Raw genomic sequence first — 16,784 nt, 5'->3', positions numbered from 1 at the left:
GGCGTTTCGTTGCGCCCTGAACCCCCGAACGGGGCTGCCCGTCCATTGAAGCGCGGAACCAGTCCGGTATGACTGCGGCGATGGATGCGCAAACTGCCATACGGACGTTACTCTCCGCCCGCGCACCGAAGGCTACGATCTGTCCCAGCGAGGCTGCGCGGGTATTGGCCACTGCCGCCGGTGGCGGCACGGACTGGCGTATGATGATGCCCACCGTGCACGCGGCAGTCGATCGACTGGTGTTGGAGGGCACGGTCCGTTTGAGCTGGAAGGGGCAGGCGTTGCGATCGCGCGTTGGCCCGTACCGGATCGGCCGCGGCACGGGGGAGGATTGATCGCCGGTCCCGAGGGCAGCGGCATCCCGGCGCCTGTGTCCGGTTCGAGGCGAACCCATCATCGCCGCAACCCTCGAAACGATTCCTCCTGCCCGAGCACGTCCAGCGGAATCCACTTACCGGGCTTTCACGCGCCGCCAGCGAGTGATGGTGGACCACGACCAGATCGAACGCCTTCCCGAACAGATCGGAATACTGCCGACTGATCACCCTGCACGGGCCGGTGGGTCAGCGCGGCCGTGCGATGCTGCTGTCGACGATCGGCACCCGACATATCCCGTTCGGTGTCGAGGCTTCCGACCGGGTCGCGCCTGTATTCCGCCGCGCTGGCGTCGAAGGCCGGCCCAACGTTGGCATAATGATGCGATCTACACCCGTGTTGCGGACAGCACCTGCCAACGGGTGTTATGCGCCACTTCGCGAACCAGCCATTCGCGACCGGTCTCGTGCAGGAACCGGTGCTGGATATGCCGCGATCGCTGGACGAAGTCGTAAAAGTCGATTTGATGATGCGCAAGGACCAGCCGTCCGCCGGGGGCAAGTGCCGCCGCACAGTCGCGCGCGACCCGTGCCATCGCGCGGGGTGACAGGTAATAGAGCAGCTCGGCCACTACGATGGCATCGTATCGGCGGCGCGGCAGGTGCGCGGGTAGGGCGAGGCGGATCGCCCGCGCGCGCGGCTGGCCGTCCAGCGCGCGAACGGTCAGCCGTGTACCCTCGATGGTTCCTTCGGTCGCATCCAGCCGCAGTGCGCGTCGGGCGATCGCGACGCTGTTCGATCCGTTGCCCGACGCCAGTTCCAGCACCCGGCCCACCGGTCCCGGTCCCAGCGCGTGCAGTATCGCCGCGCGCTTGGTCGCCTCGTCACGGTCGGTGAACGTCCGCCACGGATCGTCCGCCTCCGCGAACTTCCGCTCGAAGCCATCCAGCGTGATCGCGCTCATCGGTGGAAGCCGTGACGTTCGGGCGACCGGGCGAAGGCGTCCAGTTCGTGCCGCGCGATCGTGAAGCCCGTTGGATCGTCGCCGATCGCCCCCAACTGCGTCCGGTGCACCCGGATCAGCGATCGTTTGGTGGCCACCGCGATCGGCAGCGCCAGTATCGGCCCCGCCATCCGCGTGGCGGGCGGCCATACCTGATGGCTCAGGCGCCGGGCGGGATGCCTGCAGGTCCGCAGCGCGGCGGCAACCGCGCGGTGATCGGGATGCCCGTCCGCCGCCGCTGGCCCCGCGATCAGGTCGAGCCGCCCGGTCCGCCGCACTTCGCGATGAAGCGCGCGGTCGCATGCCATTTGGTCGACCCGTCCGTCGGTCAGCGACAGAAACGTCACGTCATCCGCCCTGATGCCCAGCCGCCGTAGCGCCAGCCGGCTTTCGCGCCGTCGGGCTGCGACCAGCCGCCGCCGTGGCCAGCGCACGCTGCCGGGATGCGACGCCGCACCGTCGGTCACCACGACGACGCGGACCGTCGTGCCCCGCCGCGTCAGGGCGCGGATCAGCGCGGCGGCGCCGATCACTTCGTCATCCGGGTGCGGTGCCACGATCATCGCGACCCGTGGCCGGCCGACCCCAAAGGTCACAGCGCGGGCGACAGCAGCCGCGCGGCGACCGCACCGCCGACGCGCAGCCGCTGTGCATCGGGGGCCGGCTGACGCAGATAGACCGAAAGGTCGGCGATGGTCGCGGCCAGCGGATGGCCGACGAACATTCCCGCCAGTCCGACCGCTTCCCGCGCAACGACGATCGCCCGTTCGGCGGCGGCCGTCACCGTCAATCGTGCGGCGGCGACCCGAGCCAGACGCGCCTCCCCGTCCTCCTCGAACCACCGTGACGCAACGTGCCGCACCGCCGCCGCCGCAGTATCGGCAAGCGCAAACAGCTCCGCCAACCTAACCGACTGGAACGGATCGCCGGCCCGGTCCGTCGCCACCAGATGGTCGCACGTCCGGTCGCACAATGCCGCCACGCCACCGGCATGGACTGCAACGAAGCGCAGCGCACCGCCGCTGAAAAACGGCTCGCGCGGATAGTCGCCCGGGCGACCGATCGGATCGTTCTCGCGTAGCGGTGCATCCTGCCACCGGACCAGATGCGTTTCGGATCGCTGCATGCCGGTCGTCTTCCACCAGTCGCGATCGATCGTCGGTGGGACGCGCGCAAGATCGAGGAGCAGCAATTGCGGACCGTCCGGGGTGTCGGTCGTCGCCAGCGCATGGCTGAGCGTGCCGGCACCCGACGCGTGACTTTTCCCGCCGGTCAGCCGGCGATCTTCCATCCGAAGTCCTGCACCGGGCAGACCGGCGTTCCACACGCCCAACGTCGCGCCGCCGGCCAGCGCCGCCAGCAACGCCGCAACCTGCACGTCGCTGCCATAGCGCTGCACGATCTGCACGGCATCGACATGTCCTTCCAGCAAGCGGCCGAGCGGAAGGTCGCGCCGCCCGGTGGCATAGAGCGTACGCAACAGCGTCAGCCACTCGAAGGAATCCACCGGGTCGGCGACGGGCTGAACGTCCCATTCGGCATCGCGGATCGCGTCGCGCAGAGCTTGCCCGATCGGCACCGTCATGCCGCCAGCACGCAGCGCGCCGCTTCGATCCGGGTCAGCGCGACCTCCGCATCCGCCAACTGCACGCGGACCCCGGCATCGGGCGCGGCGGGGACCACCCTCATGCAGAATGCCTCCGCGTTCGGGCAATCGCGCGCGACGCCCAGCACATGGTCGCCGTTCGATCCGATCACCTGGCCCAGCCGTTCGCGCGTTTCCCGGTCGCCGATGGTTGCGAAGGTCCGGCGAGCCAACGCCTGCATCCGATACTGCCAATCGGCCGCCATGGGGTGTTCCACCAGCGGAAGCCCGTTCGCATCGATGTCGTTCAGCGCGGTCGCGAGGCCGCCCATCGCGCGACCCGTCCGCCGGGAAGAGGTGTGGACCCGCATCGCCGAGTCGTGGCGGACGCGCCAGCCAGCACGCGCGGCATCGTCGAGTAGCAAGGCATCCTCGCCTGACGGTACCGGGCGGAACCCGCCCAGTGAGCGATAGGTGGATGCGCGGATCGCCATGTTCGCCCCGCCGCCGAAATGGCACCCTCCCATCTCCCACGCCACGGGGTCGGTCGCCCGGCGATGCGCGTGCAGGCGATCGTAATAGCGTTCGACCCGCGTCTGGCTCAGATCCGCCGCGCCATCAGACCGTATCACCCGTCCGGCGGCAACATCCGCCAGCGACAGTGCTACGAGCGCAGCTTGTACCCAGTCGGGTTCGGGCTGGCTGTCGGCGTCGGTCGACAGCAACACGCCGGCATCGTCGTCCAACAGGTCCAGCCCCAGCGCCATCGCCGCCGCCCGCGCCCGCCCGGCATTCGCCTCTGAATGACGATCACCCGACCGGCAGACGACCGGCAAGGACAACCTCTCCGCGCTTTCCTCGGCCAGCAACCGGCTGCCGTCGGTGCATCCGTCGAAATACAGGCACAGCGCGGCCGACGTACCGGCAACGTCGAGCGCACCGCAGGCGCGGAGCAAGTGCGGCAGCAACTCTTCTTCGTTCCGTACCGGAACACATATCGCGATTGCGGGCAGTGGCAGCTCCATCGTTGCGCGCAGCCCTTGCTGACTTTGCTCTAGGTTACAATGGGATGCCTGGTATGTGTTCGATCTGGACCAAGCGACTGGTGGCAACATCGCTGGCCCGCCGGAACGATGGTCCGGGTCCGATCCCGCTCGCCGGTCGTTTCGCTCCCCATGCCCATTCCGCCGTTAAGCCCCGATCCCTACATTCTTATTCTCACTGGCTTCGGCGCACTGACCGCGTTGGTCGTCTGGCTGCCCCTAGTCCTGCGTAAGTTGCCGTTATCGTTGCCTGTTGTTTGTGTTGGGCTTGGTGCGGCGATATTCTCGTTGCCGCAGGTGACGTTGCAGCCGCTGCCGTATCTTTATCCAGAGATTACAGAGCGTTTCAGCGAGTTCGTCGTCATCATCGCGTTGATGGGTGCGGGGCTGAAGATCGACCGCGTGTTCGATTGGCGGCGCTGGCGAGTGACGTGGCGACTATTGGCGATCACCATGCCGCTGGGAATCCTGGCCATCACCGCGATCGTCGGGTGGGGTCTGGGGATGCCATGGGCGATCGCGCTGCTGCTGGCGGCCAGCCTGGCCCCGACCGATCCGGTGCTGGCCGCCGACATCCAGGTCGGCCCGCCCAAGACCGGCGAAGAGGACGAAGTGCGGTTCGGGCTGACGTCCGAAGCCGGGCTGAACGACGGTTTCGCCTTCCCGTTCGTCCATCTGGCGATCGCACTGGCCGCCGTTGCCACGACCGGCGAACCATGGTTCGGCGAATGGCTGAGCTACCGCGTGCTGTGGGAAATCGGTGCGGGCGTCGGCGGAGGCTGGCTGATCGGACGGATGTTCGGATGGCTGACCTTCCATGTGTCCGCCGAATCGAAACTGGCGCAGACCGGTGACGGGCTGATCGCACTGGCGGCGACCTGCATCTCCTATGGCCTGACCGAGATCATCCATTGCTATGGCTTCCTCGCGGTCTTCGTCACCGCGCTGACGTTTCGCAGCACGCACCGCGACCATGATTTCCATCACGACATGCACGACGTGACCGAACAGATCGAACGGCTGGCGATGATGGTCCTGCTGCTGCTGTTCGGCGGTGCGATCGTCAGCGGACTGTTCGCGGCGGTGGGATGGACCGACGTCGTCGTGGCGATCGCCATCCTGCTGGTGGTGCGCCCGTTGACGGGACTGATCGGGCTGACGGGGCTTCGTGCGGACTGGTCCGAGAAGCTGACGCTGGCGTTCTTCGGCATTCGCGGGGTCGGTTCGATCTATTACCTTGCCTATGGATTGAACCATATGGAGGTGGCCGGCGCCGAACGACTGTGGGGGCTGGTCGGCATGGTCGTGCTGCTGTCGGTCGTGTTGCACGGGTTGACCGTGACGCCGATCATGCGCTCGCTCGACCGGATGCAGGGCCGCGATCCCGACCGCGACGATCCGATCGCGGGCGAGCACGCCGCCTGACAAGGTTGCAGCTCGGTACGTCGAACCGACAGCGCCAAGGCAGCAATTTTTCCAAGCCAGGGGAACCGCAGCCTGACGCAACAACCGTCCGTTTCGTACATTTATGGAGGCGTCGACCCGGTCGGCTTCGTCATCGGCCAACATAGGTCGAGGCACCGCAAGGAGAAGAAAATGAACGTTATCGCCACAGGGTTCGCGATGAGCATGTTGGCCGCGACCAGCGGATATGCCGCCGAACATCGCACGCAGATCCAGCATGCAACGGGCGCAACCGACGTCCAGTATCGAGGAAGCGTCGACATCCAGCACAAACAGTCCGGCGCGGTCGCACCCGGTGGTGCGCCATCAAGCCTGCGGTGCAGCTGGAAAGCGAACGTCACCGTCGAACGCGACGCGCGGCACGCGTCGGGCACGCGGATGGCGCGTTCCTTCGCAACGCCATATGTCATGCAGGGCAGCCGGCCGGGTTGGTGCACCGCGAACCGCGATCGCATCGCGCAGGAAGTCGCGCAGCGGACCGCCGATATCAAACGCTACCTGATGGCGGCGGCAGAGGACGACCATCCCGTACTGACCGCCGAGATCGATCGCCTGCACGGATCGGCGGAGGCGGGATGATCGACCGGATCTGGTTCGGGGCTGCGAGCGCCGTGTTGGCGATGCAGGCCGGCAGCCAAGCCTACGCCCAGTCGGCGACGGTCGTTGCCGTCGAGGCAACGACCGACGAAACGCGCCGTGGTTTGAGTTGGAGCGGCGGCAAGGCTTCGGTGTCGGGTGACATTTCCACCCGGATCGGCCCCGTCGAAGCATCGGCAAGGGTTGCCGCGCTGCGCGAGGCAGCGCGGCACGGCGATAGCGATGCCGTCGCCGATCTGAGTCTGGGCACCCGGTTCGACGTGTCGGCGCTGACACTTGGGTTGAAGGCGACAGGGTATGTGTTTGCCGGCGGCCGTGGTCCGCTGAACTATGCCGAGGTTTTGGGAAGTGCTGGCTACACCTATGGACCGGTACAGTTCGAGCTTGTCGCCGCATATGCGCCGGAACAGTCGGCGATCGGCGGCGACAACCTGTACCTGAGGGCGGAAGCGATTGCCGGGATACCGTCGACGCCGTTTACCGTCGTGGCGGCGCTCGGCCGTTCGTCGGGTAGCGACGACGGCAGCGGGCGATCGAACAGAGTACGGCCCGGCGGGGACTATTCGGATTGGCGGCTGGGTGTCGACTATGTTCGACGTCCGCTGGTGCTGACCGTCGAATATGTCGGGACGGACACGAATGACGACGCGATTCTACCCGGACGCTACGACGCCCGACATGACGGCGATCGGGTGCTGGGGCGCGTTCGCTACGCGTTCTGACGTCGAACGTCCCCGGTGCGACGGTTCCGGGTCAGGCGCTCACGGACTGGCCCAGCGCCGCGATCGTGGCGGCGGTCACGACGCGGATCGGACGGCCGGCGGCGGTAAGCTGTTGCACGCGTTGCCATAACGGGCTGCGTCGGATCGACAGCGGATAGGGTTCGGCGGCGGCGACGACCAGCATCGTCGTGGTCGATCCCGGCGCGGTCATCACGGTGCCGCCCATCGCCGCAACGGTCCGCGCCACTGCGCCGTCGCGCGGTTCGCCGAGGATCGCGATGCGTTCGCCGCGCAGCGGGCCATCGGCGGCGGGGCGGGGTGCCGGTCCCGGCGGGCGCGGCGGGGCCATCCAGTCGGCCAGCGACAGGCCGGTATGGTCGATCGCCTTGACGATCACCCAACCGGCGGCGCGGGCATCGCTCAGCGCGTCATGGTGGCGGTGCGCGATCCCCAGATAACGCGCCAGTCCGCCAAGGCGGTGGTTGGGAAGGTCGGGCCATGCCCGCTTCGCCACGCGCACGCTGTCCAGCCAGCGCGTCTCGATCGTCGGGCGATCATGGATGCGGCATGCGGCGGCGAGCGCGCCCTTGTCGAAATGCGAATGCGCCACGGTGATGCGCCCGGTCAGATGCCCGTCGATCGCCGCATGGAGTTGCGCGAAGGTCGGCTGGCCGATCACCCGTTCGGCAGCGATGCCATGGATGCGGATATTGGCGGCGTGAAATTCGTCGCAAGGGTCGACGAGCGTTTCATAGGCAAAGGTTTCGCGACCGTCGCGAAAGCCGACGATCCCGACCTGACAGATGCTGCTGACGCGCGAACAGGCGGTTTCAACGTCGATGACGACGAAATCGGGCGCCGGATCGGCAGCGGTCGCGAAGGGGGCAGGGCGCATTGCCCCCGATATAGCAACGTGCGCGCCGGGTGCCAGATCGGTGACGCCGCCGCGTTAGGCTGTAGTCTCATAAGCGCGCAGCCAAAGGCGTATCGAGGCAAGTTGGACCATAACGAGGAAGTTGGCAGCAAGCTTGTCGTAGCGAGTGGCTAGGTATCGGAAGCGCTTCAGCTTAGAGGAGAACCGTTCGACCAGGTTGCGGTCGCGGTAGAGCCGCTTGTTGAAGCACGGCTTTCATTTGCGTAGCGCCCTGATCCTGGATCAACTCGCGAATGCGGTCGGCGTGGATGTCGGTCGCGAGCCCGCGTCAGCTGCTGCCGAGACAATGATCTGGCCCCCCTTTTTTTGCCGTCCCGTTCTGCTGACCCGCTCGGATGAAGGTGCTGTCGATCATTTCAATTGGCCGTCGTGCGTTGCGATGATCGCGTTCATTAGCCGGTCCCACACAACTGCCCGCCGCCATCGGTTGAAGCGGTTGTAGCAGGTGGTGGGTGGACCATACCGCTCCGAAAGGTCGCGCCACGGCGCACCGGAGCGTAGCACCCAGAAGATGCCGTTCAGCAGGCGGCGATCATCGACGAGCGGCACGCCTCGCGGCTTGTCGGGCAGCAGCGGCTCGACCACGCGCCACCCGAAGTCGGTCAGATCCTATCGGCTCATACCGACGCTGAAGCAGAAGTCAGCGCACTGCGAAAGGTCCGCTGACGCGATTGCGGACAGTGAACGGGAGGGTATGGTGCACGTATGTGGAGACTCGCTGTCCTTTCTTTGGCGTCCATGGTCCCTTCCGGACAACACAATCTGACCTTCGACGGCGAAGCCTTCGGAGCGCGCCGCGCTCTTACCTGCACTTGGTTCACCAACTTTGAGAACAGTCGGTTCGAGCAATGTCAGGACACCACGGGAAAACTGCTGCAAGATGGCGATCACGCATCTATCAAGTGTGCCCGAGGTGTATGCGAACAATTGGACGCAGCGGCCCGCAAGTCAGCGCGGTGGAAAAAGCCTGAGCCACCATGGGGAACGTTCAAGGTGGTGCTGGTCGGGCGCGTAAGTCTCAACACCCACGAAAAACGCTATCTTGGCGATGCCACCAGAACCGTCCTCGTCGAGAAGCTCACAAGCGTCCGCCCGTCCAAATAACGGCGGAGGCGTTTATGGGTTCGCGACTTCGATGGCGAAGGTGGGCGGCGTCGAGGCCGGACTGACATTCGACGAGGGATCGGCCTCCTTTCATCACCTCTCAGGAGTTCCGGGGTCCACCCGACCGCAAGCGATGCTGACAGTGGGTCGACCGCCTACTATGGTTGCACGGTGGACTCCTGAACAGGTGCGGGGCAACGCTCGTACGGGCGGCAGAAGCACCCTCGCGCCGAATGGCGATCCGGCCTATTGCTCGCCATCGTGGTGGCCCCGCAGCATAGTGCGGCCGACCCGCCGCCAGCCGACCGGAGACGACCGATCTTTCACCTTGTTTTCGCCGTGCCCTGCCTGCTCGTCATCGTGCGATGGCTGTTGCCGCTGACGATGCTGGGTTCGGCGAAGGTCGCGATCGCGATCCTACTGCTGGCGGCATCGCAATATCATTTCTGGAGCCGCCTTTCGTCGGGATCGGTGTTCGCGCCGGAGTTTCCGCGCGAGGTCGTGATCGCGTTCAACTGGGCATTCGGCACGATGGTGCTGCTGGCGGTGTTGCAGCTGGTTCTGGACGTCGGAACGCTGGTGCTGCGCGGCGGAGCGGGCGTGCCCGATGCGGTCCGTTATACCATTGCGGGCGTCGCGGGGACGCTGGCCGCGATCGGTGTCGCCAATGCGTTGCGCGTGCCGCCGGTCCGCGACGTGGTGGTCGAGGTGCGCGGCCTGTCGCCCGCGTTCGACGGATATCGCGTGCTGCAACTGACCGACCTGCACCTCAGCCGGCTGTTCACCGCCGACTGGGCGACGCGGATGGTCGAGCGCGCGAACGGGGCGGGGGCCGACCTGATCGTCGTTACCGGCGACTTCATCGACGGATCGGTCGCGATGCGGCGCGACGAGGTGGCGCCGCTGCGCGCGCTGCGTGCCACGGACGGCATCTATGCCATTCCGGGCAATCATGAATATTTCTTCGATTACGGCGCATGGATGCGGCACCTGACCGGCCTTGGCTTTCGGATGCTGCCCAACCGGCATGTCGTGCTGCGGCGGGATGAGGGTCAGTTGACGCTGGCGGGTGTGACCGACCTGTCAGCGCCGTCGGTCGGAGAGGCCGGGCCGGACCTGAACGCGGCGCTGGCCGGTGCGCCGGCGGGGGTGCCGATCGTCCTGATGGACCACCAGCCGCGCGAGTCTCCGCGTGCGGCGGCACGCGGTGTCGCGCTTCAGATGTCGGGCCATACCCATGGCGGGATGATCGTCGGGCTCGACCGGATCGTCGCGCGCGCCAATGGCGGGTTCGTATCCGGGCGATATCAGGTCGGCGGCATGACGCTGTACGTCAGCAACGGCACCGCATTGTGGCCGGGCTTTGCGTTGCGCCTTGGCAAGCCGTCCGAAATGACCCGGTTCATCCTGCGCCCGGCACGCTGACCGCGACGGCGCTTCCCGCCGCGCGGCCGGCGCGGTTCAGATGGCGGGATCGCGCACCAGTGGCGCATGACGGTCGACGAGGATCGCGCTGGCGGCGTTCAGGCCGATGACCTCCACCGCGATGCCGTGTCGGCGCATGCGCGCGACGATATCCTCCAGCGCGCCGACCGCCGTGACGTCCCACAGATGCGCGTGCGTCAGGTCGATGCGGACGTGTGCCGCCGTGTCGCGCAGGTCGAAGCGGTCGGCGAAGATATCGGCGCTGGCGAAGAAGATCTGGCCGGTGACGCGGTAGGTCCGGCGGTCGGCGGTGGCGTCATAGTCGACCGCGACGTCCATCAGCCGCGTGACCTTGAACGCGAAGAAGACGCCGCTGAGCAGCACGCCGACCGCGACGCCCGCCGACAGGTCGTGCGTTGCGACCGTCACCGCCACCGTCGCCAGCATCACCACGCCCGACACGCGCGGGTGGCGGACCAGATCGCGCAGCGACGTCCATGAAAAGGTGCTGATCGACACCATGATCATGATCGCGACCAGCGCCGCGACCGGCACCTGCGCCACCCATGGGCGCAGCGGCACCATGACCACCAGCAGGAAAACTCCGGCGACCAGCGTCGACAGCCTTCCGCGTCCGCCATAGCGGATATTGCCGACCGTCTGGCCGATCATGCCGCACCCCGCGATGCCGCCAAACAGCCCGGCGGCGACGTTGGCGAGGCCGAGGCCGCTGCATTCGCGCGCCTTGGAACTGGTGGTTTCGGTCAGGTCGTCGACGACGCTGGCGGTCATCATCGATTCGAGCAGCCCGACCGCCGCCATCGCCAGCGCATAGGGCGCGACGATCACCAGCGTGTCCCATGCGGCGGGCACGGACGGCAGCGCGAACGCGGGCAGCGATGACGGCAGCCGGCCGAGATCGGCGATGGTCGGCAGCGACATGGGAAACGCGGTGGCGATCGCGGTCAGCACGACGATGCAGATCAGCGGCGACGGGATCGCGGTGGTCAGCCGAGGCAGCAGATAGATGATCGCGAGGCCCAGCGCGATCATCGCATAGCTGTGCCACGTCACGCCCAGCATCTGCGGCACCTGTGCCGAAAAGATCAGGATCGCCAGCGCGTTGACGAACCCGGTACGGACCGATCGCGACACGAAGCGCATCACCACGTCGAGGCCGATCAGCCCGAACACGATCTGGAACAGTCCGGCAAGGACCGTCGCGGCCAACAGATAGGGCAGGCCGTGCGCATGGACCAGCGCGGCGGCGACCAGCGCGACCGAACCCGCCGCGCCGGAGATCATCGCGGGTCGACCGCCCGCCACGGCGATAACGATGCCGATCACGAACGACGCGAACAGGCCGACTTCGGGATCGATGCCCGCGACGAACGAGAATGCGATGACTTCGGGGATCAGCGCGAAGGTGCCGACCATGCCGGCCAGCACGTCGCGCCGGGCGCCCGCCGCGCCGTCGAACCATTCGCGGCGATAGGTGGAAAGGGAAAAACTGGTCATCGAAATTAGGTCCGCATGAGCCGCACGGACGGACGCCGCCGATGGGCGGGGCGCGTCGTTCAGGGCGGTGTGCGTTGTCCGGCGGATCGGCGGCCGGAATAGCCACCCGGAATTGCACCGGGTCCATACGAATGATCGCCCGCTACCGCGAAGGACGCGCGGGCGCAAGGGCGGGGCGGGGTGTCCGCTACCCGTCGGACGCTTTCCGGTCGAGCGGGCGCGTCACCGGATCGATCGCGACGATCAAGCAACAGCGTAGTATTTCCGTTGTTATCGAATGATGTATCGCGACCATTCCGGCATATCGTCTGCTCCGGCATGAAATTCGCGACTCGGTGAATAAACCCGCAGGTTAGACCGGGTTTGGCGGCGCGCTGACGGCAGCGGCAACTGGATAGATCCGTTTTCGGTTTATTTACGACTGGCGGTTAACTTGACGTATGGACAGGCGCCCGGAAGATACGGATAGGAAACCGATTATTCGTCTTCCCGGATTCCTTGGTCTGGAATCCCTCGCGGCGGGATCGGCCGCCGGGATCGCGCGTCTGGCGAAGGATCGCAAGGGCGGGGTGAGCATCATCGGCGTCTTCTCGCTGGTCTCGATGATCGGCATCGCGGCATTTTCGATCGAGCTGGGGCAGGGGCACCAGAAGAAGATCCGGTTCCAGGGCGCGGCCGACGCCGCCGCGCTGGCCGCCGCCAACGCCTATGTCACCAACCCGGTCGACGCGACGCTGACGACGGCGGCGCAGGACGTGGCGCGGGCCAACGGCATCGCTTCGGGCGACGTGACGGTCAGCCACCTGACCAATTTCAGCGCGACGGTGGCCGATGCCGTACAGGTGACGATCCGACAGCCAGTGCCGCTGTATTTCGCGCGGATCTTCACGACCAGCGCGTCGTACGACGTCACCATCACCGCCGTGGCGTCGCTTTCCAGCGCGTCCGCCGTGCCCTGCATCCTCGCGCTGTCGGCGGGCACCGGCGTGTCGCTGTCGGGCGGGACGAAAATCAGCGCGCCCGACTGCGCCGTCATTTCGAACAGTTCTATCAGTGCCACAGGGGGATCGTCGATCACCGCGAAGGCGACTCAGTCGTCCGGCGCGACCAGTACGGCGGGCGGCAGCACGATCAAGGCGAGCGGGTCGATCACGTACGGAACCAGCGCCAGCGCGGAAGGCGGCAGCAGCCTTCAGGGCAAGCAGGTCAAGCGTTCCAACAGGACCGCCGACCCGCTTGCGTCGAGCGCCGCATTGGCGACGGCGTTCGGCAAGCTGGGCAGCTTCACCGCGCCGACGATGCCGACCGTGCCGGCGGGCAGCGACCTGTCGCTCGGCTATTATCCAACGACGATGACGTTCGAAGGGCGCACCGGAACGCTGGCGGACAATATCTGGACGTTCCCAGCGGGCACGTACAACATCCGTAACCTGAATACCGCCGGCCTGAAGCTGAAGATCCCCGGCCCCTCCACCGTGACGGTCAGCGGCAGCGTGAACGTGGGCGGCGGCGGCGGTCTCATTCTGGGCGACGGGCCGGTGACGATCGCGGGGCCGATCTCGCTCGGCGGGGGTACGTCGATGACGATCGGGGCCGGACGCCATTATTTCGGTCAGATATCGATCAGCGGCGGTGCCGTCGCGACGATCGGGGCGGGGGATCTGGATGTCACCGGGGCGATCCTCGTCGATGGCGGGGGGAGCAGCGTGTCGATCGGGGCAGGGAAATACGCGATCGGCAACAACGGTTCGGGTACCGCGATCAACCTGTCGGGGGGCAGCACGCTGACGTTCGGCGACGGGGCGTTCAGCGCGAACGGCGCGGTCACCACGTCGGGCGGCAGTACGCTGGTGTTCGGATCGACCGTCAATCACCTGATCAACGGCAACCTGAACCTGAACGGCAGTTCGACCTTCGGTGCCGGCATCTACACGATCAACGGCAGCTTCACGAACAACACGGGGGGCACGATGGCGGGAAGCAATGTCAGCTTCATTCTGGCAGGGACGCTCAACGCGTCGGGCGGCACGTCGATCGACCTTGCGGCACCCGCCGCCGGATCGTCGGTCGGCGTCGCGGAAATTCTGTTCGCGACCAAGTCGACGGCGGCGACCATATTGGGCGGCGGAACGCATGACCGGTATTCGGGCGTCATCTATGTCCCCAATTCGGATTTCCAGATGAGCGGGGGGGCGACCGCGACCGGTCCGTGTTTCTCGATCATCGCCAGCACGGTGACGCTGACCAGCGGCCCGAGCGCGGCTACGGCGTGTCCCAGCATGGGCAATGGCGGCGGGAGCGGCAATGTGAGTCTGGTTCGATGATCCGCCGTTTCCGGCGCTTCGTACACGACCGGCGCGGGGTCGCCGCCGTCGAGTTCGCGCTGTGGTCGGTGCTGATCCTCGGCGCGCTAGTCCCCTGTCTGGATTTCGCCAACTATCTGCTCCAGTCCGACCGGCTGAACGGCGCGGTCAGGCAGGCGTCGATCCTTGCCTACAACATGCGCGGCGGGGCGGTGGACACGCGACAGCTGTCGCAATATGTCGCCGCCAGCGCCGGGTCGGGGCTGGCGGTCAGCGCCACCGTGTCGTGCAACGGCAACCAGCAAAGCTGCGCGACGCCGCCGTCGGACCGCGCCTGCGCCTGTGTCGGTCCGGGCAAACCGGTCACGTTCGTCCCGACCGGCGTCTGCGGCGCGACGTGCGCCGGCGGGGCGACATCGGGCTTCTATCTGACGGTCGCGGGGACGCGGCCCTATCGGACGATCGTGCCGAACCGCTGGCTGAACGGGCAGATTATCGAAGGCACCACGACGGTACGGCTGCAATGATGCGCCTGCGATCCCTCCCCTCGAACCGGTCGGGCGCGAGCGCGGTCGAGTTCGCACTGGTCGCGCCGGTGCTGCTGGTCTTCATCCTGTTGCTGGTCGAGGGCGGCCGCATGCAATGGACCCGGCAGACGATACAGGAAATCGCCGTGAACAGCGCGCGCTGCATGGCGCTGGGCACCGCGAGTTGCAATTCCGACAGCGCGGTACAGGCCTATGCCCGGTCGCTCGCGATCGACCGGGGGGTTTCACTGGGCAAGGCGACCGTCACCACCGCCGCCAACCAGACGTGCAACGCGGTCAGCGGCATGAACCGCGTGTCGATCGCGCTGCCGTACCGTGTCGCCAGCGGCCTGCTGCCCGCCGGTCCGACCTCGCTGGAGGCGTCGGCCTGTTTCCCGACGGTAAGTTAGAACAAGCGTTTCAACAGACCGGCGTTGGTCTTGCCCAGTTCGATCACCTCGTCGCCGCGACCGCTCAGGATCGCTTTCGCCATATAGAGCGAAAATCCCCTCATCTGTTCGAGCGTGATCCTGGGCGGCATGGACAATTCGGTGCGTGCGGTCACGGCGTCGAGCAGCGCGGGGCCGGGATGGGCCAGCACCTCGCGCACGCCGGCCTCGATATCGCCGGGATCGGTGACGCGGACGCCGTGCAGCCCCATGGCGCGCGCCATCGCCGCGAAATCCGGATTGTCGAGCGCGACGCCGGTTTCGATCAGGCCCGCCGCCTTCATCTCCATTTCGACGAAGCCCAGCGTGCCGTTGTTGAACACCACGATCTTGACCGGCAATCCAAGCTGGCGAACGGTCAGCAACTCGCCCATCAGCATCGCCAGCCCGCCGTCGCCCGATAGCGTCACGACCTGTCGGTCGGGCAGCGCGGCCTGCACGCCGATCGCCTGCGGCAGGGCGTTCGCCATCGATCCGTGGTTGAACGATCCGATCAGTCGACGACGCCCGTTCATCGCCAGATAGCGCGCGGCCCATACCGTCGGTGTGCCGACATCGCAGGCGAAGACGGCATCGTCGGCGGCAAGGTCGCTGACGACGCGCGCGACATGCTGGGGGTGGAGGATGCCGCTGCCGGGGGTGCCGTGCGCCAGATCGTCCAGTCCGCGCCGCGCTTCGGCATAGTTCTCCAGCGCCGATTGCAGGAAGTCGCCGTCGCGCCCGCCGGTCAGGCGCGGCAGCAACCGGGCCAGCGTCGCGCCGACGTCGCCGGTCAGGCCGATATCGATCGCGGTGCGCCGGCCCAGATTTTCGGGACGCAGGTCGATCTGTGCGACCTTCGCCTCGGTCGGATAGAATTGGCGATAGGGAAAATCGGTGCCGAGCATCAACAGCACGTCGCATGCCATCATCGCGTCGTAGCCGCTGGAAAAGCCGATCAGTCCGGTCATGCCGACGTCATAGGGATTGTCGTATTCGACGAATTCCTTGCCGCCCAGCGCATGGACCACGGGCGCCTGAAGCGTCGCGGCGAGTTGCACCAGTTCGGCATGTGCCGTGCGGCATCCGCGTCCGGCGAGGATCGTCACCTTGCCCGCTCCGTTGAGCATCGCCGCCAGCCGATCCAGATCGGCATCCGCCGGAACGGTCACGGCGGCGGGCGGCAACAGCGCGTCGGCGGATCGCGCCGCCCCGGCCATCGCGGACCGCAACGCGACGTCGCCCGGCATCGCGATCACCGACACGCCGCGATGCCCGACGGCCGCACGGATCGCGGTTTCCAGCGTGCGCGGCATCTGATCCGCGTCGGAAACGGTTTCGCAATAGACGCTGCATTCGCGGAACAGCGCTTCGGGGCGCGTTTCCTGAAAATAGTTCGACCCGATCTCGGCGCTGGGAATCTGCGCGGCGATCGCGAGCACCGGTACGCGGGTGCGGTGGCAATCATACAGGCCGTTGATGAGGTGCAGGTTGCCCGGCCCGCACGACCCGGCACACACCGCCAGCCGGCCGGTCAACTGCGCCTCCGCCCCGGCGGCGAAGGCGGCTGCTTCCTCGTTGCGGACATGGACCCATTCGATCCTGCCCTGTCGCCGCAGGCTGTCGGTCAGTCCGTTCAGGCTGTCGCCGACGACGCCGTAGATCCGCTCGACTCCGGCAAGCGCGAGCGTTTCGGCGAACAGGTCGGCGACGGTGGGCTTGAACATGGCACGACTCCGCGGCGGTATTTTGAGGGGAACGATGCCGCAACGCACAAGGCGACGATCGGGGTGCAATCGCGTGCGTGGTCGTCCGG

General features: G+C 66.8%; 15 protein-coding genes, 1 pseudogene and 1 other annotated feature. Of the genes and pseudogenes, 8 read left to right on the top strand and 8 right to left on the bottom strand.

All coding sequences use genetic code 11. The annotated features are described in order from the left end of the window. Positions 1-68 precede the first annotated feature (68 nt). Positions 69-335, top strand: coding sequence for a DUF3253 domain-containing protein (locus IFT55_RS03045; RefSeq protein WP_342029217.1), 267 nt, complete (start codon positions 69-71; stop codon positions 333-335). Between the two features lie 368 nt (positions 336-703). Here the strand turns inward: IFT55_RS03045 and IFT55_RS03040 are convergent, their stop codons facing one another. The 4 genes from IFT55_RS03040 to IFT55_RS03025 are packed head-to-tail and all read right to left on the bottom strand — an operon-like array spanning position 704 to position 3,928. Then, entirely contained in the window at positions 704-1,279 is a 576-nt protein-coding gene (locus IFT55_RS03040; protein WP_192088963.1) for an SAM-dependent methyltransferase, read from the bottom strand. Beyond that, entirely contained in the window at positions 1,276-1,881 is a 606-nt protein-coding gene (locus tag IFT55_RS03035) for a PIG-L deacetylase family protein (protein ID WP_192088961.1), read from the bottom strand. The genes IFT55_RS03040 and IFT55_RS03035 overlap by 4 nt, the downstream gene beginning before the upstream one ends. Before the next feature lie 29 nt (positions 1,882-1,910). Beyond that, positions 1,911-2,903, bottom strand: coding sequence for an acyl-CoA dehydrogenase (locus IFT55_RS03030; RefSeq protein ID WP_192088959.1), 993 nt, complete (start codon positions 2,901-2,903; stop codon positions 1,911-1,913). Beyond that, a complete protein-coding gene (locus IFT55_RS03025) occupies positions 2,900-3,928 on the bottom strand; it encodes a glycosyltransferase (RefSeq protein WP_192088958.1) in 1,029 nt (342 codons plus the stop codon). The genes IFT55_RS03030 and IFT55_RS03025 overlap by 4 nt, the downstream gene beginning before the upstream one ends. A 150-nt stretch (positions 3,929-4,078) precedes the next feature. On the opposite strand from IFT55_RS03025, the gene IFT55_RS03020 reads away from it, so the two are divergent. From IFT55_RS03020 to IFT55_RS03010, 3 genes are all read left to right on the top strand, one after another. Continuing rightward, on the top strand, positions 4,079-5,371 hold the full coding sequence (locus tag IFT55_RS03020; RefSeq protein ID WP_192088956.1) for a cation:proton antiporter: 1,293 nt from the start codon (positions 4,079-4,081) through the stop codon (positions 5,369-5,371). 171 nt (positions 5,372-5,542) lie between these two features. After that, entirely contained in the window at positions 5,543-5,989 is a 447-nt protein-coding gene (locus IFT55_RS03015; protein WP_192088949.1) for a hypothetical protein, read from the top strand. Continuing rightward, on the top strand, positions 5,986-6,729 hold the full coding sequence (locus tag IFT55_RS03010) for a TorF family putative porin (RefSeq protein ID WP_192088947.1): 744 nt from the start codon (positions 5,986-5,988) through the stop codon (positions 6,727-6,729). The genes IFT55_RS03015 and IFT55_RS03010 overlap by 4 nt, the downstream gene beginning before the upstream one ends. Before the next feature lie 31 nt (positions 6,730-6,760). Here IFT55_RS03010 and IFT55_RS03005 read toward each other — a convergent pair whose 3' ends face one another. Further along, positions 6,761-7,624, bottom strand: coding sequence for an exonuclease domain-containing protein (locus IFT55_RS03005; protein WP_192088945.1), 864 nt, complete (start codon positions 7,622-7,624; stop codon positions 6,761-6,763). A 54-nt stretch (positions 7,625-7,678) separates the two neighbouring features. Then, positions 7,679-8,269: pseudogene (locus tag IFT55_RS03000) on the bottom strand (IS5 family transposase). 837 nt (positions 8,270-9,106) lie between these two features. On the opposite strand from IFT55_RS03000, the gene IFT55_RS02995 reads away from it, so the two are divergent. After that, positions 9,107-10,192 (top strand): metallophosphoesterase, encoded by a 1,086-nt coding sequence (locus tag IFT55_RS02995; protein ID WP_342029216.1) that lies wholly within the window; start codon positions 9,107-9,109, stop codon positions 10,190-10,192. Between the two features lie 36 nt (positions 10,193-10,228). On the opposite strand, the gene IFT55_RS02990 is transcribed toward IFT55_RS02995, so the two are convergent. Continuing rightward, positions 10,229-11,710, bottom strand: a complete 1,482-nt coding sequence (locus IFT55_RS02990) for a SulP family inorganic anion transporter (protein WP_192088943.1) — start codon at positions 11,708-11,710, stop codon at positions 10,229-10,231. A gap of 72 nt (positions 11,711-11,782) precedes the next feature. Further along, positions 11,783-11,838 (bottom strand) — a sequence feature (sul1 is cis-regulatory element that is thought to sense ions involved in sulfur or methionine metabolism; They are found in Alphaproteobacteria). Positions 11,839-12,279: 441 nt separating this feature from the next. Here IFT55_RS02990 and IFT55_RS02985 point away from each other — a divergent pair. The 3 genes from IFT55_RS02985 to IFT55_RS02975 are packed head-to-tail and all read left to right on the top strand — an operon-like array spanning position 12,280 to position 14,950. Continuing rightward, on the top strand, positions 12,280-14,034 hold the full coding sequence (locus IFT55_RS02985) for a TadG family pilus assembly protein (RefSeq protein WP_192088941.1): 1,755 nt from the start codon (positions 12,280-12,282) through the stop codon (positions 14,032-14,034). Beyond that, the gene (locus IFT55_RS02980) at positions 14,031-14,540 is read left to right on the top strand and encodes a TadE/TadG family type IV pilus assembly protein (protein ID WP_192088939.1); all 510 of its coding nucleotides are present in this window, start codon (positions 14,031-14,033) and stop codon (positions 14,538-14,540) included. The genes IFT55_RS02985 and IFT55_RS02980 overlap by 4 nt, the downstream gene beginning before the upstream one ends. Next, the gene (locus IFT55_RS02975) at positions 14,540-14,950 is read left to right on the top strand and encodes a TadE/TadG family type IV pilus assembly protein (RefSeq protein WP_192088937.1); all 411 of its coding nucleotides are present in this window, start codon (positions 14,540-14,542) and stop codon (positions 14,948-14,950) included. The genes IFT55_RS02980 and IFT55_RS02975 overlap by 1 nt, the downstream gene beginning before the upstream one ends. Here IFT55_RS02975 and poxB read toward each other — a convergent pair. Beyond that, positions 14,947-16,695 carry a ubiquinone-dependent pyruvate dehydrogenase gene (poxB, locus tag IFT55_RS02970; RefSeq protein WP_192088935.1) on the bottom strand — a complete coding sequence of 583 codons (1,749 nt, stop codon included), beginning with the start codon at positions 16,693-16,695 and terminating at the stop codon, positions 14,947-14,949. The genes IFT55_RS02975 and poxB overlap by 4 nt on opposite strands. Between the last annotated feature and the right edge of the window lie 89 nt (positions 16,696-16,784).

This window comes from Sphingomonas sp. CFBP 13720 (assembly GCF_014842075.1).
In the GTDB taxonomy this organism is placed as follows: Bacteria; Pseudomonadota; Alphaproteobacteria; order Sphingomonadales; family Sphingomonadaceae; genus Sphingomonas.
The sequence above is the reverse complement of the archived record's forward strand: the minus strand, read 5'-3'. Positions and strand labels throughout refer to the sequence as shown.